General features: G+C 64.0%; 21 protein-coding genes and 1 pseudogene. 9 read left to right on the top strand and 13 right to left on the bottom strand.

The window, feature by feature from the left end; translation table 11 throughout:
• Positions 1 to 41 precede the first annotated feature (41 nt).
• Genes RFA01S_RS21945 through RFA01S_RS21960 form a run of 4 tightly spaced genes read right to left on the bottom strand, consistent with a single transcriptional unit; the run spans position 42 to position 5,595 of the window.
• The gene (locus RFA01S_RS21945) at positions 42 to 1,730 is read right to left on the bottom strand and encodes an ABC transporter family substrate-binding protein (protein WP_032388553.1); all 1,689 of its coding nucleotides are present in this window, start codon (positions 1,728 to 1,730) and stop codon (positions 42 to 44) included.
• A 37-nt stretch (positions 1,731 to 1,767) separates the two neighbouring features.
• Complete coding sequence (locus tag RFA01S_RS21950; RefSeq protein ID WP_032406976.1) at positions 1,768 to 3,669, bottom strand: ABC transporter ATP-binding protein; 1,902 nt, start codon at positions 3,667 to 3,669, stop codon at positions 1,768 to 1,770.
• Complete coding sequence (locus tag RFA01S_RS21955; protein WP_371829112.1) at positions 3,662 to 4,582, bottom strand: ABC transporter permease; 921 nt, start codon at positions 4,580 to 4,582, stop codon at positions 3,662 to 3,664. Before RFA01S_RS21955 ends, RFA01S_RS21950 begins: the two co-directional genes overlap by 8 nt.
• Positions 4,583 to 4,614: 32 nt before the next feature.
• Positions 4,615 to 5,595, bottom strand: coding sequence for an ABC transporter permease (locus RFA01S_RS21960; protein WP_032407015.1), 981 nt, complete (start codon positions 5,593 to 5,595; stop codon positions 4,615 to 4,617).
• Between the two features lie 319 nt (positions 5,596 to 5,914).
• Between RFA01S_RS21960 and RFA01S_RS21965 the strand changes: the two genes are divergently transcribed.
• Both RFA01S_RS21965 and RFA01S_RS21970 read left to right on the top strand, forming a co-directional pair.
• Positions 5,915 to 6,871 (top strand): hypothetical protein, encoded by a 957-nt coding sequence (locus RFA01S_RS21965; protein WP_238325082.1) that lies wholly within the window; start codon positions 5,915 to 5,917, stop codon positions 6,869 to 6,871.
• Positions 6,868 to 7,491, top strand: coding sequence for a hypothetical protein (locus RFA01S_RS21970; RefSeq protein WP_032406977.1), 624 nt, complete (start codon positions 6,868 to 6,870; stop codon positions 7,489 to 7,491). The genes RFA01S_RS21965 and RFA01S_RS21970 overlap by 4 nt, the downstream gene beginning before the upstream one ends.
• On the opposite strand, the gene RFA01S_RS21975 is transcribed toward RFA01S_RS21970, so the two are convergent.
• Entirely contained in the window at positions 7,454 to 8,722 is a 1,269-nt protein-coding gene (locus RFA01S_RS21975) for a glycoside hydrolase family 183 protein (RefSeq protein WP_032407017.1), read from the bottom strand. The two genes, RFA01S_RS21970 and RFA01S_RS21975, sit on opposite strands and share 38 nt — an antisense overlap.
• Positions 8,723 to 8,864: 142 nt before the next feature.
• Positions 8,865 to 9,278 carry a DUF6992 family protein gene (locus RFA01S_RS21980; protein WP_202902203.1) on the bottom strand — a complete coding sequence of 138 codons (414 nt, stop codon included), beginning with the start codon at positions 9,276 to 9,278 and terminating at the stop codon, positions 8,865 to 8,867.
• 106 nt (positions 9,279 to 9,384) lie between these two features.
• On the opposite strand from RFA01S_RS21980, the gene RFA01S_RS21985 reads away from it, so the two are divergent.
• The gene (locus tag RFA01S_RS21985; protein WP_032364422.1) at positions 9,385 to 9,717 is read left to right on the top strand and encodes a hypothetical protein; all 333 of its coding nucleotides are present in this window, start codon (positions 9,385 to 9,387) and stop codon (positions 9,715 to 9,717) included.
• A gap of 24 nt (positions 9,718 to 9,741) precedes the next feature.
• On the opposite strand, the gene RFA01S_RS21990 is transcribed toward RFA01S_RS21985, so the two are convergent.
• Complete coding sequence (locus RFA01S_RS21990) at positions 9,742 to 10,308, bottom strand: peptide deformylase (protein ID WP_032406979.1); 567 nt, start codon at positions 10,306 to 10,308, stop codon at positions 9,742 to 9,744.
• A gap of 3 nt (positions 10,309 to 10,311) precedes the next feature.
• Here RFA01S_RS21990 and RFA01S_RS28235 point away from each other — a divergent pair.
• From RFA01S_RS28235 to RFA01S_RS22000, 3 genes and pseudogenes are all read left to right on the top strand, one after another.
• Positions 10,312 to 10,500, top strand: a pseudogene (locus tag RFA01S_RS28235) (DUF2256 domain-containing protein); the annotation flags it as partial.
• A gap of 15 nt (positions 10,501 to 10,515) precedes the next feature.
• Positions 10,516 to 10,767, top strand: coding sequence for a DUF3253 domain-containing protein (locus tag RFA01S_RS28240; protein WP_228139420.1), 252 nt, complete (start codon positions 10,516 to 10,518; stop codon positions 10,765 to 10,767).
• Positions 10,768 to 10,804: 37 nt separating this feature from the next.
• Positions 10,805 to 12,457 (top strand): HNH endonuclease signature motif containing protein, encoded by a 1,653-nt coding sequence (locus RFA01S_RS22000; RefSeq protein WP_255283979.1) that lies wholly within the window; start codon positions 10,805 to 10,807, stop codon positions 12,455 to 12,457.
• 5 nt (positions 12,458 to 12,462) lie between these two features.
• Here the strand turns inward: RFA01S_RS22000 and RFA01S_RS22005 are convergent, their stop codons facing one another.
• Positions 12,463 to 13,959 (bottom strand): acyl-CoA synthetase, encoded by a 1,497-nt coding sequence (locus tag RFA01S_RS22005; protein ID WP_032408453.1) that lies wholly within the window; start codon positions 13,957 to 13,959, stop codon positions 12,463 to 12,465.
• An 87-nt stretch (positions 13,960 to 14,046) separates the two neighbouring features.
• Between RFA01S_RS22005 and RFA01S_RS22010 the strand changes: the two genes are divergently transcribed.
• Entirely contained in the window at positions 14,047 to 14,586 is a 540-nt protein-coding gene (locus RFA01S_RS22010) for a DUF2231 domain-containing protein (protein WP_032388485.1), read from the top strand.
• 4 nt (positions 14,587 to 14,590) lie between these two features.
• Here the strand turns inward: RFA01S_RS22010 and RFA01S_RS28245 are convergent, their stop codons facing one another.
• Entirely contained in the window at positions 14,591 to 15,055 is a 465-nt protein-coding gene (locus tag RFA01S_RS28245; RefSeq protein ID WP_072692185.1) for a PASTA domain-containing protein, read from the bottom strand.
• Positions 15,056 to 15,226: 171 nt separating this feature from the next.
• Here RFA01S_RS28245 and RFA01S_RS22020 point away from each other — a divergent pair, with 171 nt between their 5' ends.
• Positions 15,227 to 17,530 carry an ATP-binding cassette domain-containing protein gene (locus RFA01S_RS22020; protein WP_238325194.1) on the top strand — a complete coding sequence of 768 codons (2,304 nt, stop codon included), beginning with the start codon at positions 15,227 to 15,229 and terminating at the stop codon, positions 17,528 to 17,530.
• Between the two features lie 76 nt (positions 17,531 to 17,606).
• Positions 17,607 to 18,533: an ABC transporter substrate-binding protein gene (locus RFA01S_RS22025; RefSeq protein ID WP_052060980.1), complete on the top strand. Its 927-nt coding sequence runs from the start codon at positions 17,607 to 17,609 to the stop codon at positions 18,531 to 18,533.
• Between the two features lies 1 nt (position 18,534).
• Here the strand turns inward: RFA01S_RS22025 and RFA01S_RS27880 are convergent, their stop codons facing one another.
• From RFA01S_RS27880 to RFA01S_RS22045, 4 genes are read right to left on the bottom strand one after another with little or no spacing between them, the layout of a single operon-like run.
• Positions 18,535 to 19,044, bottom strand: coding sequence for an LpqN/LpqT family lipoprotein (locus RFA01S_RS27880; protein ID WP_162182915.1), 510 nt, complete (start codon positions 19,042 to 19,044; stop codon positions 18,535 to 18,537).
• A gap of 17 nt (positions 19,045 to 19,061) precedes the next feature.
• Complete coding sequence (locus RFA01S_RS27885; RefSeq protein ID WP_032408454.1) at positions 19,062 to 20,009, bottom strand: hypothetical protein; 948 nt, start codon at positions 20,007 to 20,009, stop codon at positions 19,062 to 19,064.
• A complete protein-coding gene (locus RFA01S_RS22040) occupies positions 20,006 to 20,989 on the bottom strand; it encodes a hypothetical protein (protein WP_032408455.1) in 984 nt (327 codons plus the stop codon). Before RFA01S_RS22040 ends, RFA01S_RS27885 begins: the two co-directional genes overlap by 4 nt.
• Positions 20,986 to 21,285, bottom strand: coding sequence for a type VII secretion target (locus RFA01S_RS22045; protein ID WP_032388477.1), 300 nt, complete (start codon positions 21,283 to 21,285; stop codon positions 20,986 to 20,988). The genes RFA01S_RS22040 and RFA01S_RS22045 overlap by 4 nt, the downstream gene beginning before the upstream one ends.
• Between the last annotated feature and the right edge of the window lie 26 nt (positions 21,286 to 21,311).

Raw genomic sequence — 21,311 nt, forward strand, 5'->3', positions numbered from 1 at the left:
CGTGATTGCCGCGACACCGACCGGATATTCGAGCCCGTTGCTTATTTTAGGAACCCGACCTTCGACATGTCGATGTCGCCGAATCCTGGAGCACCGAAGTTGGCGAGATTGGACTTCGTCGCGTAGGTGAACGGACGCTGGAACAGCGTCAGGCTGTGGCCTTCGGCCCAGATCGCCTTGTCCGCCTCGTTGTAGTCGGCGATACGTGCTTCGTCGTCGAGCTCGCCCGCAGCCTTGTCGAGTAGTCCGTTGATCTCCTCGGACCCGACCTGGCCGTAGTTCTGCAGCGTGCTGCCGGGCGTCAAACGGAAGATGCCGTCACTGCTGGACGTGTACGGCGTTCCCTCCCAGGTGAAGTGGGTGACATCGAAGGCACCCACCAGGATGTACTTCTCGAAGAAGTCGTCCGACGGCACCGCATCGATGATGAGGTTGGCACCGACAGCCTTGAGGTTCTGCTGGATGATCTGCGCTTCCTGCGTCGCGTTCGGGGTATCGGCCGGAATGATGTCGTGCAGATCGAGCTGCTGACCGTCCTTCGAGCGGAACTCACCGTTCATCGTCCAGCCGGCCGCGTCGAGTTCGGACTTCGCCTTCTCCGGATCGAACGTGATGTCGCCGTTGTTGGCCTGGTAGCCCTTCTGTCCGTCGACGTAGATATGACTGTTCAGCACCGTCGGGTTCGAGGTGATCTGGCCCAGCTGCGAGGTGGCCAGGTAGTCGCGGTCGATCGCCTTCATCAGAGCCAACCGGACCGCCTTGTCGGACGTGATGCGTCCGGGAGCACCGTTGAAGTCGAAGTGGCGGTACTGAGACCCGAGGCTCTGCCGCAGGTCGACGTTCGGGATACCGCGGGCAACCTTGAACGCATCTGCGCTGCTGCCCAGTTCGTAGTAGTCGATCTCGCCGCTCTGCAACGCGCCGACGGACGCTGTCGAATCGAGTGGCAGGTACGTGATGGTGTCGAGCACTGCGGGATTTTCGCCCCACCAGTCCGGGTTGCGTTCGGCGACAATGCGCTTGCCACCGGGCTCGATGGTCCGGATACGGAACGGTCCTGCGGTGGCCGGCATCGTGCTCACAGATCCGGTGTTGAATGCGTCGACACTGGCCATGGACTCAGCCGGCATCAGAGGCTCGTACAACGACCGCCAGTCACCGAACTTCTCGGCAAAGGTCAGGATGACCTGCTGGTCGTTCTCGCCGCGGACGACGGACTCGACCTTGTCCCAGCCAGCGGTGCTGGACGCCTCGTAGGCCGGATCCTTACCGTTGTTGGCCGTCCACGTTGCCACGAGGTCTGTGTAGTCCAACGGACGCCCGGTGCTCCACTTGGCCTTCGGGTTAATGTTGTACGTGATGACCTGCTTGCCGTCGACATCGGACTCGGTGATGTCGGTGAAGAAATCCGTCGCGACCGTCAGGCTTGCATCGGCTGCAGCATTGAATGCTCTCGGCATCAATGCCAGGTAGTACCGTGCCGCATCGACCGTCGTGCCATCGATTTGGTAGTAGTTGTAGTTGGTCGGCACCTGCGAGAGCGGAAAGTTCATATTTCCGCCCTGCTGGAGATCGCTGATGGGATGCGGATTGATCTGCGCTCCGCTCTCGAAGGACGCGGGCGCATCGGGGTTGGGCCCGGTATCGCCCGAGCTGCACCCCGCCACCAGTCCCACAGTGGTCACGGCCACCGCGATCGGGACCAGTGCCCGAAATAGCTTGGCTCTCATCAATTCACCTTTCTCAGTGTGCACGTAACCTGCAGGGTCAGATGGCGTCGGCCAGTGCTGCGGCCTCGGCGATTCGGGCTCGTTGGAGCACGGGATCGGGGATGGGGATGGCTTTGAGTAGCGCCCGTGTGTACGGGTCCTTCGGTGCGTCGAAGATCTGCTCCGTCGGACCCTTCTCGACGAACACTCCGTTGCGCATCACCACCACTTCGTCGGCGAGGTGACGCACCACCGAAAGATCGTGCGAGACGAACAGATACGCCAGACCGAGCTCCTCCTGCAGATCCTGCAGCAGGTTGAGCACACCCGCCTGGATCGACACGTCGAGAGCAGACACGGGCTCGTCGAGCACCAGGATCGACGGCTTCAGCGCCAAAGCCCGTGCAATGCCGACTCGTTGGCGCTGCCCGCCGGAGAACTGGGTGGGATACCGATCCGCGAGCTCGGGACGCATTCCGACGGTGTCCATCAGTTCTCGAACTCGGCGGGTTCGCTCGTCGACCGGGACGCCGTTGATCTTCAGCGGCTCGGCGATGATCTCCCCCACCGGCATGCGCGGGTCGAGCGAGCCCATCGGATCCTGGAACACGATTTGGATGTGGGCGCGCAACTTTCGTTGCTCGGCGCGGCTCAGGCTGTAGGGCTCGACGCCGTTGATCTTGATCGAACCCTGCTGCGGCTTCGCGAATTCCATGATCTCGAGGAGAGTCGTGGACTTTCCGCACCCGGACTCACCGACGATCGCCAGTGTGGACCCCGCATGCACATCGAAGCTGATGCCCTGCACCGCAGGCACTTCCCCAGCCCGACGCCGCAGCACGGAACCCTTGAACATCGGGTAGCTCTTGTGCAGGTCGGTCACCGACAGCACCGGAGCGTCCTTGGACACCGTCACCACGAGCTCCGCGGGGGCCTCCGACCGTGGGGCACCCTCGAACTCGGCCTCCACCGACTCGGCCGTCGCCGCGTCGACGCGGATGCACGCCGCCCTGTGATTCGGTGCCACCTGAACCAACGGCGGTTCGCCTTCGTCGCAGGCCTCCGTGTGCAACGGACACCGGGGCCCGAACGGGCAGCCCGTCGGGAGATTCACCAGGGCGGGCGGCGTGCCCTCGATAGGCACCAGCCGCTCCTGCGCGGGACGATCCGGGCGAGGCACGGATCCGAGCAAGCCGACGGTGTAGGGCATCGACGGGTGTGCGTACAACTCGTCGACCGGAGCTGTCTCGACAGCGCGCCCGGCGTACATGACCATGGCCCGGTCGGCAACGCCGGCAACGACTCCCAGGTCGTGGGTGATGAACACGACGCCTGCGCCGGTGACGTCGCGGGCCGTGCGCAGCAGATCCAGGATCTGGGCTTGGATCGTCACGTCGAGGGCCGTGGTCGGCTCGTCGGCGATGATGAGATCGGGATCGTTTGCGATAGCCATGGCGATGACGACGCGTTGACGCATCCCTCCGGAGAACTCGTGCGGGTAGGACTTTGCCCGTGTTCTCGGATCGGCGATGCCGACCAGATCGAGCAGTTCCAGGGTGCGGTCGTGGACCTTCGCCTTGCTCAGCGAGGGGTTGTGCACGGAGATCGCCTCGGCAATCTGGTCGCCGATGCGGTAGATGGGCGTCAACGCCGTCAGCGGATCCTGCGAGATCATCGCTACCGAACGTCCACGCTCACGCGACATTTCGCGGTCGGACAGGCCGAGCAGTTGACGGCCGTTCAGTTCGATGGATCCGGTGACCCGCGCGGACTCCGGGAGCAAACCCATGACCGCGAGGGACGACACCGACTTGCCTGAGCCGGACTCGCCGACGATGGCCATGACCTCGCCCTTGTCGACCTGGTAGTCCAAGCCTCGCACTGCGGTGACGCGCCCCTCCTCGCTGGGAAAGCTGACCTCGAGTCCGCTGACCTTCAACACCGGCACTGTCTCAGCCACGTGCCTGTCCCCTCGTCGAGTTCGGATCGAATGCGTCGCGCAGGCCGTCGCCGACGAAGTTCGTCGCCAGCACGATCAATACCAGTGCGCCACAGCAGAACGCGAACAGCCACGGATACGTCAACGCGGACGATGTACCGTCTGCGATCAGCGTGCCGAGCGAGACGTCGGGTCGCTGGACACCGAAGCCGAAGTAGCTCAGCGATGCCTCCCCGATGATGGCGATACCCACGTTCAGCGTGACGTCGACGATGAGGATCGACGCCATCGACGGCAGCACGTGCTTGCCGATCACGCTGCTCGGTGTTGCGCCCATGTACTTTGCGGCGCGGATGAATTCGCGTTCACGTAGGGACCGCGTCATCGCGCGAATGATGCGTGAGGTGATCATCCACGCGAAGGCCGCGAGCAGCAGCACCAGGATGAAGAAGCTCTTGTCGCGGAACAACGGAGAGCAGATAGCGATCACCAGGAAGCTGGGTACGACGAGCAATACATCGGCGACCCACATCAGCGCGCGGTCGGTCCAACCGCCGAAGTACCCCGCCACCGCGCCGACGACGCCGGCAAGCACCGTGGAAATGAGCGCGACGAGCATGCCGATGATCAGCGACTTCTGCAGACCGCGCAGCGTCTGAGCCAGAACATCCTGGCCGATCTGATTGGTGCCGAACCAGTGTCGTGTGGTCGGCGGCGAGTTGAGCGCGTACGCGTCGAGTTCCTCGTAGGTGAACGGGATGAAATGCGGGAGCACGAACGCGCCGACGAACATCGCGAGAAGGACCACGATGCCCACCAGCGCCGGCCGGTTACGCAGGAACCGGCGCAGCACCAACCGCCGACGGGTGATCGGGGCAGACGAGTCGATCGGGCCCTCGACCGCAGCGATCTCGGGAACCACAGGTGTCACCATCGCCGGTCCTTTCCTCTACTCGAAGTGGTGGGTCAGTCCGCGTAGCGAACGCGCGGATCCAAAGCAGCAGTGAAGATGTCGGTCAACATTCCGGAAACCAGGACCGACAGCGCCGTGAAGAGCGAGACCGCGAGCGTGATGTTGATGTCCTGACTGGTGATGCCGTAGATCAGCCAGTCACCCATGCCGTACCAGCCGAACACGCGCTCGGTGAACGTCGCGCCGGTGATCACCGCACCCATACCGAATGCGAACAGCGTGGCCATAGGGATCAACGCAGTACGGAAGCCGTGCTTGAAGATTGCGCGACCGCGCGTGAGCCCCTTGCCGCGGGCAGTACGGATGTAGTCCATGTTCAGCTCGTCGAGCATCGAACTGCGCATGTACCGGCTGTAACCGCCGATGGTGAACAACATCAGCACGACGGTCGGCAACAACAAATGTTGTGCGCGGTCGAGTATTTCGTTCATCAGACCGGGGGCGAGCGTCGTGGACGTCTCACCGGTGTACTGGAAGAACTGACTGCCGGTGCTCTGATTGACCTGCACAGCAAGGTACTTGAGCACCGGGGCCAAAACCAGGATCGGGGTGCTGATGAGAATGAACGTCACGACCGTCGCGACGTGATCGAAAATCTTGTACTGCCGGACGGCGCCGTACGCACCGACGAGTGTTCCCAGTACCGCGCCGAGGACGGTGCCGAGCACGACCAACCGCAGCGAGACCAGGATGCGTCGCCACAGTTCGTCGTTGACCGAGCCCGCAGCAATGGTCTGACCGAAGTCACCGTGAAGAACGGCCCACAGCCATTTCAGATACCGCAATACCGGATTGTCGTCGAGGTGCAGTGCCGCACGCTTGGCGTCGAGTACAGCATCCGACGGCGGCGGGTTGCGGCTGAGCAGATTCGACAGTGGATCGAACGTGAGCGAGGCCAGCAAGTACGTGAGAAACGTCGCGATGATCAGCAGGACGACGTAATTCAGCAACCTGCGTGCAAGATAACCGCCCACGCGCAACCACCTTCCATCAAGCACCACGGCCGTGCCCGACGGCACTGCTCTCGGCATTGTTCACACCGCTTGTTTCCTGCGTGTTTCGTTAGCGGTGGAAACGGACAATCCTCAAGATAGCACCAAGAATTCGTTTTTCGACGACGGTTGCGAAACTCTTACCGACACTTCGGACAATGCGGAATCATCGGTCGCAGAACGAGTCTGACGACCTGGCTGTCGTAGGGTCGCCTAATTCATCGGCTCACCGAACGCATTCGCGACAATGCGGACAGGAGACGAATAGGCGGTGCTCGCACGCGTCGGTAGATTCACTGCCATGCCGACAGACTCCACACCCGACGGATTCGCCCTCGAACGCTTCGACGTCACCGATTCCGGGGCCATTGCCACGATCTTCGCCGCCAAGGACTACAGAAACGGAATCTACGTTCTGCATTTCGCAGACAACGCGGCCTTCGTGGGCTACTCCGAATCACTCGCGGCCCGAGTGCAAGCCGACCGCGAGATATGGCCAGACATCGAGGCCCTCGAGGTTGCACCCGGTGCCGCAGATCGTCTGGAGCAGCTCACCGATCTCGTGTCCCAGCTCCACCCCCTGCGACAACGCCCGTCGGAGCCCACCGCAATCGGCGAAACTCCGGGAGTGAAGACGGCACTGCCCAAAGAACGAGCCAAGCGCACGACGCTCCTCGACGCGGCCGTAGGACGCAGTCGTCGCCAATTCTGGGAACTGTCCGACCACATCGCGTACCCCGCCATCCGCAGCATCGTGGCCGACTACATCAACTCGTCGATCCCCGACCCAGCCAACACCGCGAAATACCTCTGGCAGACAGCCGCTCTGTCCGACGTACAGGACGACACCGGTCCGCGACGATTGCTGACGCTGACGTGCGGCGGCTTCGAGACCCTGCGAGTCGACGAAATCGTGCACGACGACGACACGATCGAACTCGACCTGCGCATCAACACCAACGTTCCGCGCGACCGGACCGACGAGCAACTCGAGGTCTCCAACGAAACCGTCAGCGCCGGACGGGGACCGTACCGAGAGGAGCGGGTCTGGTCGTGGTCGATCGACCTCGGCGCGTTACTGGAAGAAGACGTGGACGTCGACCTCGGTATCGACGACGACACGTTCGACGATCTCGCGTACGGCCTCAACGCGCGGCTGATGCGGTCCGGAAACTCAACGGGCGCAGCGGCACACAACAACGATCTCGCGGCCGACCTACTCGCCGAGGCGTACCGGCAGCTGTTCGAGGCCGAGTGACCGACCGCCTCTGGTACGTCGCATACGGCTCGAACCTGTTGCGAGAGAGGTTCTCCGTCTATCTGACGGGCTCCGAGGACGGATCGGAGTTCGGGGCGCATCCACCGGCACCCTCGTCGGCAGCGGTCGAGGCCGAACGCTGGTTGTGGATCGATCACGCCCTGTACTTCGCTGGCGTGTCCCGACGGTGGACCGGGGCGTCGGCCTTCGTGTCACTGACGACCGATCCCGCCGAACCGTCACTGGCGCACGGATACCTGATCGACGGCGCGCGGTTGGCGCATGTTGCCGCAGTGGAGAACGTGGTCGATTCCGTCGATATCTCGGCTGTGGAATCGCAGGGCATCGGCGAGTGGGCCGCACTCGACATCGACCGCCGAGGTGAAGCATACCGAGGGAAATACGATGCGCTGCTACGGCTTCCGGACATCGACGGACTGCCCGCGTTCACGCTGACGAGTTCGATCGTGCGGGAGCACGGCGAACCGTCGAGCAGGTATCTCTCGACGATCCGGCGTGGACTACTGTCCGCAGAAATCGACATGGACGTCGACGCCTACCTCGACGCCGCCGCCGGACGCGTCACTTCAACGCGTCGAGGTTGGTCTTCAGAAGCATGACGTTGTAATCGGACCACCGAGAAGCCGTGAAGTACAGGTCTTTTCCGCTCGACATCGGGTGAATGAACGGCGCGTAGATGCCGCCTGCCGTCTGGTTGGCGTCGAGAATCGTCCTCGGTTCGCTCCACGGCCCCTCCGGGTTTTCCGCCGTGCGCGCCACCAGCGTCCGGTTGTTCTCGTTGCCGTACATCATGACGTACCGGCCGAGGTAGTCGTTCCACGCCACCGACATCTCGCTGACCGGGCCCTTCACCGCGGCGACGGTATCGCCGACGTTCTTGGACCATTGCTTGGCCGGATCGGGGTCTTGCGTCGAATACTCGTACGCGTCGAGATTCTCGATCTGATCGGGCGCGACTCGGGAGACGAACGCGTCGCCGAATCGTCCGTTGGGAGTACCGAACTGGTACAGGTATTGACCGTCTTGTCCCAGAACATAAGCGCTCTGCTGGAACTTGCCCTGACTTTCGTGGACGTTGGTGAAGCCCGGGATCGTGACACCCTTGTTGACGCGGATCGTCTTGGGATCCGTCGTCCAATTCTGGCCGTTGTCGGTCGATTTGGCCGTTGCCGAGTAGTTCGTGATCCAGCGACCGGGCGTGCCCCAGCTCTGCACCGACATGTAGTTGATGTACTGGGTGTTGCCGATCGCGATAGCCGCCGTGGGGATGGTCGTGTCCTCGACGCTCGGTAGCTTCGCGCTCGAGATGATCTCGGCGGCGTAACGCGGATTGTTCGCTCTGACAACCGCACCCGAGGTGGTGTTCGCAGAGTCGGCCGGACCGATCGTGATGCCCTGCGACAGGTTCGTCGACGCCTTGTCCGAGCGAAAGAGTGCATTGCTGCGCCACTGGGCATTGCCGGAGGAGCAATCACCGAACGTGTCGCCGAAGGCCATCAAGATCTGGCCCGCTCCGTTGTCCCAGGTGATTCCGAGGTCGGTGCCGGACATCGCCAGGTTGTTGTAGGTGTCGTTCACGCTCTGCGGACCGGTGACCCAGGCGATGCTCTGGGTGTTCCCGGTGATGCGCGGCAGAGGACCCTGCGGTCCCTGCGGGTTCTTGCCCGACATTCCCGCGCTGCCCGACGAACCGAACAGCGGTGAGGAGCCCGGCCCACCCAGGCCGCCGCACGGTTCTGCAGAGACGGTCGGCGCAGTCAATGCGCTCAGCCCGCTCACTGCCAGTGCCAGGACAGCCCCGACAGCAATATGCCGACTACGTAAGCGCATGAACGAACCCACCGTTCCCCTTGTGAAGCACGATACGGATGTGACTGTTGGGACGAGTGTTACGCAAATACACTTAGCTCGCAACAATTAGTTCGTGTCGATGCTTGACAAATCGAGCGCTATGGGAATGACACCTATGTGATTACTGCGCGATCAGGCGGGCGTGCGCGGTGTCGAGCAAGAGCAGAGCCGCTCCCTGCACGACGACCGCCGTTCCGTGACCGATCGCCTGGTCAGCGGTGATTCGGCGGCCGAAGGTGGGCTTCCGGACGGCGATATGAGCACCGGCCGCGACGTAGAGCACGTCGAGCCCGGCATTGATCCACAGCAACTTGCTCAAACTCTTCGACGTCGGGACCGAGGAGTTGAGCGCTCCCGCCCCTGCGATCGCCACGTCGATCGCACCCCAACCCGCCGTCTGTTGGCCGAATGCACGACGGGCAGGCGACGAACCGCGGGCCGCCAACACCGTTCCGGCAAGCACACTCACACCGCCCCACACGGCGAGACGCCGACCGAGTAGTTGGGCTACGGCGGGAGCTTCCATACGAGTCATCGCTCCAGTGTGCCGGGCTCGAACCCGAAGGCGATCCGTAACGCACGGTCCGTTGCTGCCGATCACCGAGCACCGGGTATTCGTGCTCGAAACGAACGGAGTCACCATGCTGAAGAAGATTCTCGCAGGCGCTGCACTGACGATCGGCGTAGCAGTGCTCGCCGCGCCGACGGCATCCGCTGCGCCCGACGACAACCCGTTCGGCCCGAAAGACTCGACGTCGAGCTTCGTCAACGCATTCGACCCCGCGGCCTACGGCAGCGCGAGCGAGAGGTCGTTGATCATCAGCCCGTTCGGGACCACACGGCAAATCGACTGTTCCTCGTTCCATGCCCGCACCTGGTGCACTCAGAACGGCCACGCGCTCACCGACATTCGCATTCCGGCCGGATCGTCGGAATGGGATTACCGAATGCTCTACATCTACAACCCGTTCTAACCGTCGGATAAGGCACAGCCGCGATTACAGCCCGAGCGGATGCGCGTCGGCCCCGGGCAACCAACTGTTGCGCGGCCCGACCCACCCCCTCTCCTTGATCATCTTCTTAGCCGCACGTCGGTGACGGCCGAGGAGGCGGTCGAGGTAGAGGAGCCCGGCCAGATGGTCGGACTCGTGCTGCAGACACCGCGCCAGATAGCCCGTTCCTTCCACCGTCACCGGGTTGTTCTCCACATCGACACCTGTGACGCGAGCCCAGTGGGCGCGCCCGGTCGGGAACAGCTCCCCCGGCACGGACAGGCATCCCTCGGTGTCGTCCGGGTCGGGCATCGTCTCCGGGATCTCCGAGGTCTCGAGCACCGGGTTGATCACGTGTCCGCGATGACGGACCCCGCCGTCCCGCAGGTCGTAGACGAAGACCGAACGTGGGTCGCCTATTTGGTTGGCCGCCAGGCCCGCACCGGGTGCAGCCGTATTGGTCTCGAACATGTCCTCGACCAGCGTTGCGAGCTCGTCGTCGAACACCGTCACGCGAGTTGCCGGAGTTGTCAGCCGGGGATCACCGGCAACCAGGATCGCTCGAATCGCCATGAGATGAGGATAGTTTCGCTCCGAGAGCGGCGGAGCCCTGGGCAACGAGGTTACTGTCGATCTGTGGCCCACTCCCGTCGTACCTCCACCGCGCACCCCGCAGACAAGGTGTGCGCGTCGTGCGGTCGGCGGATCGAGTGGCGCAAGAAGTGGGAGAAGAACTGGGATGACGTCAAGTACTGCAGCGACACCTGCCGGCGGCGCAAAGTGAGTGCAACCGACAAGGAACTCGAAGACAAAATCCGATCCTTGCTCGACGCCCGATCACGCGACGCCACGATCTGCCCCTCGGATGTGGCACGAGCTCTGTCCGACGACGCCTGGCGCGACTTGATGGAGCCCGTTCGCCGCGCGGCCCGACGTATGGTTGACGCCGGCGAAGTTGAGATCACCCAGAAGGGGTCGGTCATAGATCCCTCGACCGCAAAAGGACCGATCCGGATCCGCTGGAAGCGTTGACGGAAACCTGTCGGTGGGTGGGTATAGCTTTCGTGGGGTGAAGACATGGGGGGATGTGTTCGAGCTCGGGGACCAGGAATTGGTCTCCGAGCTCGCCGATGTGACCTCCCTCGAAAACGCTCTCGCAGCAAAGAGATTGACGTTGCTCGCCGAGATCGACCGACGCGGCTTGGCGATGAAACTCGGGCACTCGTCCGTCACCCGCTGGTACGCGAAGTCGATACGGATCACCGACGGATCCGCCGCCCGCCAGAACGCACTGGGGTACTGGCTGTTCGATCACCACACCGTGCTCGACGCCCTCGCCGACGGCCGCATCCATGCCGCGCACGCCGCCGCCATCGCCGAGGGATACGACGTCGTGGTGGTGGCCGACCCGACGTTGGATCAGGTCCGCCGCGAAGGAATTGTCGCCGAACTCCTCGACACCGCGATGCGCAACACCGCGGGGCAGGTGACCTCCCGCGCGCAGGCTTTGGCGCATGCGGCCGCGGACGACGCCCGAGCACGACACACGAAAGCCGAGAAACAAAGACGAGAGCAGGAACAGCAGGAACGCGAGCGTCATGATCAGGAGCGGCGGAAAGATGGTGGTGCGACCGCTACCGCTACCGGCCGGCTGCCCGATCCGGAACCGCCTGCACCCGAGCCTGTTCCGCCGACACCTGCACCGCGACCGGTGTCGGAAAACCCGGACCTTAACCGATTCGACCTGCACCCGCTGGCCAACGGCCGCTTCCAGGTCGGTGGCGACATCGACCTGTTGCTCGCCGAGAAGCTGCTCACCGCTCTATCGCCGTTGACGGCACCGCGACCAGGTCCCGGCGGGGAGCGCGACCCACGCAGCCCGTCGAAGCGCCGGGCCGATGCACTCGATCAGATCCTCGACCGACACCTCCGCGGCAGCACTCGTGGGTCGGCGGGCGGGTCGCGGGCGTCGGTGCACCAGATCGTTCCCCTGCGCGACTTGCTCGCCCACGGCGCAAACAAGCAAACAGGCAGCACCGCAACGGAATCGGGCGACACCGGTACGGGCGCGGGGAGCTCCTCGAGCGGCGGCGAGAGCAACGGCTCGCGTCCGCATGGAGTGGCTCGAGGGGATATCGCTGCTCGCGGCGATGCGACATCCAGATGTGGTGGTGCCGGGCAAGAATCTGTGCCCGAGCCGGGCGACGCTGGTCCTCGCAGCGATGCCGCGGCCCGTCGTGGCGGTGACAGTAACGGCGGGCAGAAGCCTGTCCCCAAGCCGGGCGACGCCGACTGGCCGTTCCACCTCGACTGGACCGGCCCCATCAGCCGCTTCCTCGCCGAACTCGTCACCTGCGACGCCGACCTGACCCCGGTCATCGTCGACCACCACGGCGTACCACTCGCGCTCGGACGAACCACACGACTCGCCAGCGACGACCAACGCATCGCCCTGACCATCCGCGACACCTGCTGCGTCATGTGCGGCCGCCCAGCCCAGTGGTGCCAAGCCCACCACATCAGATTCTGGGAACACGGCGGCCGCACCGACCTGATCAACCTCGCGCTGGTCTGCGGAGAATGCCACCGCCTCGTCCACCACGGCGACTGGCAGCTGCTGATGGGCGACGACGGACACCCCTACGCCATCCCACCCGAATCCGTCGACCCCAGGCAGCAACCCCTCCCCAGCTACCACCGACGAAAACAGCGAGCCGCGTGAACAACTCAGGCGCGCAACGCGCGCTTGAGCAACTTTCCGCTCTGGTTGCGGGGCAACTCGTCCAGGAAAGTGACGGTCTTCGGCACCTTGAACGGCGCGATCCTGCCCTTCACGTGGTCGATCAACTCCTGCGCCGACACCTCACTTCCGTCCTTGAGCACGACGACAGCAGTCACCGCTTCGATCCACCTGTCGTCCGGAGTCCCGATGACCGCCACCTCGGCAACGGCGGGGTGCGTGTAGATCGCGTCCTCGACCTCACGAGAAGCGACCAGAATTCCGCCCGTGTTGATGACGTCCTTGATCCGGTCGACGACCGTGATGAACCCCTCGGCGTCCCGAGTCACCAGATCACCCGAATGGAACCACCCACCCGAGAACGCATCCGCCGTCGCCTCCGGCTTGTCCCAGTAACCGTCGCACAATTGAGGCGAGCGGTAGAGAATCTCACCGGGCTCGCCGTCCGGCACATCGTTACCGTCCGCGTCGACGACGCGTGTCTCGACGAAGAACACCGCACGACCACACGACGCCGGTCTGGCCTCGTGCTCGGACGGCTGCAGAACCGTTGCCAGCGGGCCGATTTCGGATTGCCCGAAACAGTTGTAGAACTCGATGTCCGGGTATCGCTCACGCAGCCGGGTCAACACGGTGACGGGCATGATCGACGACCCGTACTGAGCCTTCTTCAGCGACGAGAGATCGCGGGTATCGAGGTCGGGATGATTGGCGAGCGGAACCCACACCGTCGGTGCCAGGAACAACGACTTGATCTTCTCGTCCTCGATCCGCCGCAGAATCTCCGCGACGTCGGGCTTGCGCATCAGTCGCACGGTCGCCCCGACCGACAGATACGGCAGCATGAACACGTGCATCCCCGCCGAGTGGTACATCGGCATTACCAACAGCGGGTCGTCATCTCGGGTGAACCCCAGAGCGATCACACACGAGACGTACTCGGCAACGAGCGCGCCGTGAGACATCATCGCGCCCTTGGGTTTCGACGTCGTGCCGGAGGTGTAGAGCAACTGCGCCAGGTCCGCGGAGTCCGCGGCCGGCTCGAGGACCGAATCATCCCCAGCAGCGTCGAGCAGATCCGGAAGCGACACCACGAATTCGACGTCTGTGCCGCTCCGAACGGAATCGAGCGTGTTCGACAATTCCGGGTCGACGAGCACAGCCCGTGCGCCCGACTGATCGAGCAGATACAGCAGCTCGTCGCCCACAAGTGCGTAGTTGATGGGCACGTGCACCAATCCTGCTCGCGCACAGGCAAGAAATGCCACCACGTACGCGTCGGAGTTGACGCCGTACGCCGCTACCCGGTCACCCTTGTTCAAGCCCATAGCAACCAGCCGACGGGCGACCCGCGTCACGGCGGTGTCGAGCTCGCGGTAGCTATGGCTGCGGCCTTCGAATGTCACGGCCGGACGGTCGGGAAATTTCGCGGCCGACCTGCGCAGAACGCCGTCGACGGTGCTGACTCGGGTGCCGTTCGTCATGCCAACGACGTTATAGGACGTCCAAGCTTCTCGCCTCGACTTCGGTGTCGATGGTTCGCTCGCCGATGACGGGGCATTCGGTGTTGCATGACAATCAAACAAGCACTCGACAGTCTCGAGACTGCCTCGTTTCTCGACGGACCCAGCGACGCGATCCATGGCGTACTTGCACCTGCGGTAGCGGACAGTGCCGTCGGATCAGCGCTGCACGGCCGGTGGATCGGGCACCCCATCCACCCTGCGCTGGTGACGGTGACCATCGGCAGCTGGACCAGCGCCGTCGCGCTCGATCTAGTCAAGAACCAGTCCAGGGCGGCCAAAATTGTCGTCGCGCTGGGTCTCGCGTCCGCGCCGCCGGCGATAGCGACCGGATGGGCCGACTGGTCGACGATGAACACTGTTCAGCGTCGGGTCGGCATCATCCACGCGGCATCGAACGCAACCGGGGTGTTCCTCTTTCTGGGCTCCTACCTCCGTCGGCGGAAGCAGACCGACGGAGTCGCCAAAGCTCTGGCGGCGGCCGGCCTCGCAGCCGCAGGACTCGGCGGACTCATCGGCGGGCACCTCGCCTACAGCACCCCCGGCAGCGAGGCCGAGTCCGAAGCTCGACACCGCCTGCCGAGCTGACCCGTCAACAGTTGTTCGGTTCTCCGATCTTGACCACCGACAACACGGCTTCGCCCTCGCCGATGAGGACGCCGGGAGCCGGATCCTGTTCGACGACAATCCAGTTCGAATCGTTGACCTGCATACGGCCCTCCCCCGACGCGTCAGCGCTGCGGGAGTAGAAGACACCGGCCGCCTGTATCGCGTTCTGCGCTGACTGCAGATTCATACACACAACCGGAGGCATGGCAACGAGGACCGGCTCCGGCGCGGGCGATTGGGTTACGACCGGCTCGGACGCGGCGGCACTTGGGGCACCGGTTATGGCGGCCGAGGTCGGCGCGGCTGCGGTCGCCTCGACCGTGACCGTACGGACCTCGGTTCGGACATCGGACTCACTCGGGCTATCCGATCCGCAGCCCGCAAGGGCCACAGCGGACATCGCAAGCAGGATGGCCGATCGCACGGTGAACCGGGTATTGCTCGACATGAAAGCCTCTCGGTAGGACCGACGCTCACCGTCGGTCGATGCCCATATGACATCGCCAGACCAAGGAGTCTGTTACTTCGGAAGCGTCTCACACCGTTTCCGTACGCTGTACGGTAAACTGCGTCGGCCCAGGGCGAACCATCGTCGGGGCAGCGAAAGGTGGCCAAAGCGATGAACGCAGTCCAGCCGATGATTGCCGACGAACGAACGACACCCGAACGAGAACTGTCCACGATCGTCGTGCGTGGAGCCCGAGAGAACAACCTGCGCGACGTCGACCTCGATCTGCCGAAACGCTCGCTGGTCGTGTTCGCCGGCGTCTCCGGGTCGGGCAAATCGTCACTGGTGTTCGACACCATCGCCGCCGACGCACAGCGGCAGATCAACTCCACGTTCACCGCGTTCGCGCAGACGTTCCTACCGTCCTACGGCCGACCGGATGCAGATCTGATCGCGAACCTGTCGGCCGTCGTCATCGTCGATCAGAAGCGACTGTTCGGTGGCCCGAGGTCGACGGTCGGCACCATCACCGACATCGGAGACTGGCTGCGCATGCTGTGGTCCCGCGCCGTCACGCCGAGCATCGGCTACGCCAACGCCTTCTCGTTCAACGACCCCGCCGGAATGTGTCTCGAATGCGAGGGGCTCGGCGAGGCAAAGGTCGTCGACCTCGGCGAACTGGTGGACGAGTCGAAGTCGTTGCGCGAGGGCCCGTTCAAGCATCCCGACTTCGAGGTCGGCAAATGGCCGTACCGGGTGTTCGCCGACTCGGGCCTGTTCGATCTCGACGTCCCGATCGAGCAGTACTCGGCGCGCGAGCGTCACCTCTTCTTCGACGCCAAGCCCGGCGAGGTCGAGGTGACCAATCCCGACGCCGTCATGAAGAGCTACGAGGGCATCGTGTCGAGGTTCCGCCGAAGCTACCTCGCAAAGGACGCAGATGCGCTCAAGGGCAAGGCGAAAGCCGCGTTCGAGCGCATCGTCACGCGCGGCGTCTGCGAGGCCTGCGGCGGTTCCCGCTACAACGACATCATCCGCGGCGCCGCTCTCGAAGGACTTTCCCTGCCCGACGCGTTCGCCATGCAGGTTTCCGAACTAGCCGACCGTATCGAACAATGGGACATCAAGGGCCTGCACTCCGTCACCGCCGAAATCGTCACGCAGTTGACCAGACTCGTCGATCTCGGCCTGGGCTACCTGAGCCTGGACCGTGCGACGTCCTCGCTCTCGGGTGGTGAATCCCAGCGCATCAAGATGGTTCGTCACCTCGGAGCCACGCTGAACGACATGCTCTACGTCTTCGACGAACCGACGACCGGTTTGCATCCTCGCGACGTCCACCGCCTGAACGACATGCTGCTCGCGCTGCGCGACAAGGGCAACACCGTCCTCGTCGTCGAACACGACCCCGAGGTGATGGCCATCGCCGACCGGATCGTCGAGATCGGACCGGGTGCCGGAAAGTCCGGTGGCACCGTGGTGTTCGAGGGAAGCTTCGACGAGCTCCGCCGAGCCGACACCAGGACCGGCTCCGCACTCCGGCGTGATGACGCCGAGATACGTACTCCCCGTACGCCTTCGGGCTGGCTGAGTATCTCCGGTGCCACCACCCACAACCTGCGCGATGTCAGCGTCGACATCCCGCTCGGGGTTCTGACCGCCGTCACCGGTGTCGCCGGTTCCGGAAAGTCGAGCCTCATCCACGGTCATTTGCGCGAGGCCGCGCCCGACGCCGTCGTCATCGACCAGGCACCGATCCGGGGCTCACGCCGTTCGTCCCCCGCGACTTACACCGGTCTGCTCGATCCGATCCGCGCGTACTTCGCCAAGAAGACGGGCCAGCCGCCGTCGCTGTTCTCCCCCAACTCGGACGGCGCGTGCCCCGATTGCCAGGGCAGCGGCGTCATTTTCACCGAACTCGGGTTCACCGATCCCGTGACGAGTACCTGCGAGACGTGCCAGGGCAGGCGCTTTCGCTCCGGGGCAATCCGGCACACCGTCGACGGCGTCAGCATCGCCGACATCTTCGAGATGTCCGTCGAAGATGCGCAGGACTTCTTCGAGGTCAAGAAGATTCGAGACATTCTGCGCCGCTGCCGGGACGTCGGACTCGGCTACCTCTCGCTCGGGCAGAACTTGTCGTCACTGTCCGGCGGCGAACGGCAACGTCTCAAACTCGCCACCGAGCTGATCGGGTCGTCCTCGGTGCTGGTGCTCGACGAACCGACGACGGGACTGCACCCGTCGGATGTGTCGAACTTGATCGCGTTGCTGTCCGGGATGGTCGACGAGGGCAGGTCGGTGATCGTCATCGAACACAACCTCGACGTCGTCGCCGCGGCGGATCACATCATCGATCTCGGTCCCGACGGCGGCCACAACGGCGGGCTGATCACGTTCACCGGGACGGTCGACGAATTGGTGGCCTCGGACACTCACACCGGTAGGTACTTGGCACGGAGCCTGGGGCGTTGACCGCTCCCCGATAGTGTTGGCGTTCGAAGAGACACCGGACAACACAGGAGTGGCAGTGCAGCGTCGATCGGCACGAATGATCTCAGCCGGGTTCGCGGTCGTCGCGCTCGTAGCGGCGGGATGCAGCACCACGGAAACGGACGCGCCACCCGCCGCCGATCCGGCACCCGCGGCAAGTGGCGGGTTTCCGAGGACGATCACGTCCGGCTCGGACGGCGGCTCGGTCACCATCGAGGCTGCTCCGCAGAAGATCGTGTCGCTGAGCCCGACCGCGACGGAGACGCTGTACGCCGTCGGGGCGGGCGACCAGGTGGTGGCCGTGGACGATCAATCGGACTTCCCCGCCGATGCTCCGAAGACAGGGTTGTCGGCGTTCACCCCGAGCCTCGAAGCGATCGTGGCGTACGACCCCGATCTGGTGATCGCCTCCACCGACCTGGGCCTCGTGACGTCGACACTGGCCGAGGCAGGCGTTCCGACGCTGGTGTTGCCTGCCGCGACGAGCATCGACGATGCCTACTCGCAGATCGAACGCGTCGCGGACGCCACCGGCCACGACGCCGACGGCGATGCCGTCGTATCCCGGACTCGTGACCGGATCGATGCAGCCGTCGCGAGCGTCCCGACCCGCGAGGCGCCGCTGACGTACTTCCACGAACTCGATGACACGTTGTACACGGTGACGAGTGCGAGCTTCGTCGGGCAGATCTACGGTCTGTTCGGACTCACCAGCATCGCCGACGGTTCCGATGCAGGCGACTACCCGCAGCTCGCCGCCGAGGCCGTCATCACGTCGAACCCGGATGTGGTGTTTCTTGCCGACGCCCAATGCTGCGGCGTCACAGCCGCTTCCGTCTCGTCACGACCGGGATGGGGATCGATGACGGCCGTCCGCGACGGCCGCATCTTCCCGATGGACGAGGACCTGTCGAGTCGATGGGGCCCGCGTATCGCAGACCAGGCAGAGGCCGTCGCTGCGGTGGTACAACAGATCCCTGCGTGAGCTATCGATGCCCGATACGAACTTCGTCCACGAATTCGTCTGCTGCCCATGCCAACCGAGACCTGATCCGGTCGGGCAGGGTAACCGTCAATTGAACGAGGTACTGATCGACGATGTGGTGGACGACGACATACCTGGTCCGAGCGAACAGCGTCCGACCGTCCCAGTCGTATCGACCCGCAATCGAAACGGACGGTAGACCGCAGAACGGGTCACGGTCGTAGCTGACGTCGATCCATTCCGGAAGTGCCCGGGAGTCGCCGAACCCACATGCCAGCAGGGTCTGCGGATCGAGTGACCGCGTCAACTTTCCGGTCAAGACTGCCGCGTTGGGAACGAATCCGTCGACCGCATCTGTCGGAGAACACAGCACCGCGGTGGCGTGCGGAAACAGATGCGCAGGAACGAGATCCCACCCCGGCAGCGCGGGGAGCTCCAGACCGAACCTTGCGCATTCGTCGAGATGTACGGGCACGAGCTCGACATCCTGCTGTTGCAGAACGCTCTGCATCGATTGCTCCTGAGTTGTCACCGGACGTCCCGTCGACCCGACATCGACGCCGCTCGGTCTGCTTCGATGCGATCGAGGAATCGAGGCGGTCGCAGTAGCTCTCGCGCGTCGTCGTGGGCAAGCTGCGCACGGCCCCAGGGATTGGCCCGACACCACTGCAGTACGGACAGCAGTGCGTTGGGCTCGACCTTCTTCTCGCACGCCATCAGGACCAGCACCTGATCCGTTCCACCGGAAGGGTCGCGATACACGACTCGGATGGTGGGGTACCAATGTGAATGCGACACCGCAGGATTCGGATGCGTCCGCGGCTGCAGCTCGACGATCCCGTCCCACGGGACAACCGTGATTGCAGTGGTGGCCTTCCATCCGCGGCGCCGATAGATCTCCTCCACGAGGCCATCGGGATGCAGTGAAATTCGGGTCCGATTGACGACGAGCACACTCAGTGCGAAAAACAGCAGACATATCGGAGCGCCGAAGTGCGACATGATTACGACGCTCAGGTCGTGACGCGTCGTACTTACCCGTGCGTCTCCTCCCCAGTGGATGTAGGACAGGCCGGACACCAACGCGAATGCGAGTATTCCGCTGCGATACAACACAGTCCCCCGCCCCGGCACTGCCACGCCTCGGCCGACTCCGGCGACAGTCACCGGTCGCACGAACAGCGACAGCCGCGCAGACCCGATGCCGGACAACACCACGGCCGCTGTGAGCGGCATCAGCACCGCGAGCACCAGCGGCGACACGAGGAGAACGGTCTCCCCAGAAAGCGTCTCGAACAGGAGAACCGGAGCCACGATCGTCGCGGCAAGGAATGCAGACGAAACCCCGAGAGCTACCAGCCAACCCAGGTAAACACTGCGCCACGTCCGCACCCACAATGGATACTTCTGTGCTACCAGGCTCTTACGCAGCACGTCCTCGGTCTGTGGCGTGCGATCGTCTCTGATCTCGCTCATTTTCCTGCCGCCTCGAACAACTTCTCCACGCCGTAGCTGACGACTTGGCCCAGTGCGATCCCGGCAGCAGCGCCTGCCACCGTGCCGGGCCCCGGAAAAATGGAACCCGCCATGCCACCCACGGCTCCGAACGCCCAGGTCGTAATTGCTCCCGCGACTATCGGCGTCGCCTCGACGATCACGGCCTCGGCCGGGTTCACGCCCTCGTCGATTTTTCCCGCAATTCCGGGAATCGCACCGGCAACGACTCCGAAGACCCCGAGCCCGCGTCCGATGTTCTTGGCAACGTCGTCGACGGATTCGACACCAGGTATTTCCAGCGCCCGCCTCGTCACGGCGGCCATACCTCCGACGACCGACGCCGCGATGGTCGACGGCCAGTCCGGCATCCAGGAGAACGACCCGTCCGGGTTCTCGACGAACTTTCCGGTGGGATTGTCGAGGGCGAGCGCCGTCAGCACCTCGGTGGGCTCGGCCAGCTGCTGCGCAGCGTCGAGAGCGACACTCTCGGCCTGGCGCAGAGCACTCTGGATATCCTCGGTCAATTGATATGCTGCAGAACGTAGTTCGTCGGCTCGACGCGTCTTCTCTTCACCCAGGCTGTCGGGAATCAGCGCGATCATCCCTTCGGGATTCACCACACCGTCGGCCCGTACCGCGAACCCGCTCGTCGTAGCCGCGGACACCTGAGCCTGCACGTGCGCTTGGGCGGCCTCGACGATGTCGGCCGCACCTTCGAATGCGGCTCCGAGCGAGTCGATTTCACTGCAGACGGAGCTCATCCGGGAGCATTCGGCCACCACGCGATCGGCTGCGGCGCGTGCCGCCTCGCCGGTCCACGTCTCGGCCAGTGTGTCCTGCTCTTCCAACACCCCGGTTCGTTGGCCGTTGACGCGCTCGACTATCTCGGCCAGTTCGATCATCGTCTTGCGCATCGACTGCGGCTCCCAGCCGGCGACGTGCGGCACGGTCGGGGTCATTTCGGCTGGTCCATCGCAGCGAGGCGGCGGGCAAGGTCGTCGTCGGTGATCTCGTAGTTCTGCGCGACACCACGGGCGATGTCCGCAACGCATTCGGCTCGGCCTGCCAGAGCGGCAACAGCTCCCGCAGCCGCTGCCGACGCTGCCGCACACGCTGCGCGAAAGTCGGTACCCTGCAGCGCATTCTCGGATGCTCGGAACGGGGCGAGGGTGTCCAACTCGGCGATCACCTCCCCCGTTCCCGACAGCACATTCGAGAACTGCCGCAGGATCACTGGATCCACATTCACTGTCATGACGCTCCCCCGAGTCGCACCGTATC

This window comes from Rhodococcoides fascians NBRC 12155 = LMG 3623, assembly GCF_001894785.1.
Lineage (GTDB): Bacteria > Actinomycetota > Actinomycetes > Mycobacteriales > Mycobacteriaceae > Rhodococcoides > Rhodococcoides fascians.

Coding starts and splice junctions, on each gene's coding strand:
- RFA01S_RS27880 (WP_162182915.1), bottom strand. CDS start 19,044: ATGCAGAGCGTTCTGCAACAGCAGGATGTCGAGCTCGTGCCCGTACAT.
- RFA01S_RS21955 (WP_371829112.1), bottom strand. CDS start 4,582: ATGGTGACACCTGTGGTTCCCGAGATCGCTGCGGTCGAGGGCCCGATC.
- RFA01S_RS21985 (WP_032364422.1), top strand. CDS start 9,385: ATGCTGAAGAAGATTCTCGCAGGCGCTGCACTGACGATCGGCGTAGCA.
- RFA01S_RS27885 (WP_032408454.1), bottom strand. CDS start 20,009: ATGAGCGAGATCAGAGACGATCGCACGCCACAGACCGAGGACGTGCTG.
- RFA01S_RS21990 (WP_032406979.1), bottom strand. CDS start 10,308: ATGGCGATTCGAGCGATCCTGGTTGCCGGTGATCCCCGGCTGACAACT.
- RFA01S_RS21945 (WP_032388553.1), bottom strand. CDS start 1,730: ATGAGAGCCAAGCTATTTCGGGCACTGGTCCCGATCGCGGTGGCCGTG.
- RFA01S_RS22025 (WP_052060980.1), top strand. CDS start 17,607: ATGATCTCAGCCGGGTTCGCGGTCGTCGCGCTCGTAGCGGCGGGATGC.
- RFA01S_RS22040 (WP_032408455.1), bottom strand. CDS start 20,989: ATGACCCCGACCGTGCCGCACGTCGCCGGCTGGGAGCCGCAGTCGATG.
- RFA01S_RS21965 (WP_238325082.1), top strand. CDS start 5,915: ATGCCGACAGACTCCACACCCGACGGATTCGCCCTCGAACGCTTCGAC.
- RFA01S_RS22045 (WP_032388477.1), bottom strand. CDS start 21,285: ATGACAGTGAATGTGGATCCAGTGATCCTGCGGCAGTTCTCGAATGTG.
- RFA01S_RS22020 (WP_238325194.1), top strand. CDS start 15,227: ATGAACGCAGTCCAGCCGATGATTGCCGACGAACGAACGACACCCGAA.
- RFA01S_RS21980 (WP_202902203.1), bottom strand. CDS start 9,278: ATGACTCGTATGGAAGCTCCCGCCGTAGCCCAACTACTCGGTCGGCGT.
- RFA01S_RS21975 (WP_032407017.1), bottom strand. CDS start 8,722: ATGCGCTTACGTAGTCGGCATATTGCTGTCGGGGCTGTCCTGGCACTG.
- RFA01S_RS22010 (WP_032388485.1), top strand. CDS start 14,047: ATGACAATCAAACAAGCACTCGACAGTCTCGAGACTGCCTCGTTTCTC.
- RFA01S_RS22005 (WP_032408453.1), bottom strand. CDS start 13,959: ATGACGAACGGCACCCGAGTCAGCACCGTCGACGGCGTTCTGCGCAGG.
- RFA01S_RS28245 (WP_072692185.1), bottom strand. CDS start 15,055: ATGTCGAGCAATACCCGGTTCACCGTGCGATCGGCCATCCTGCTTGCG.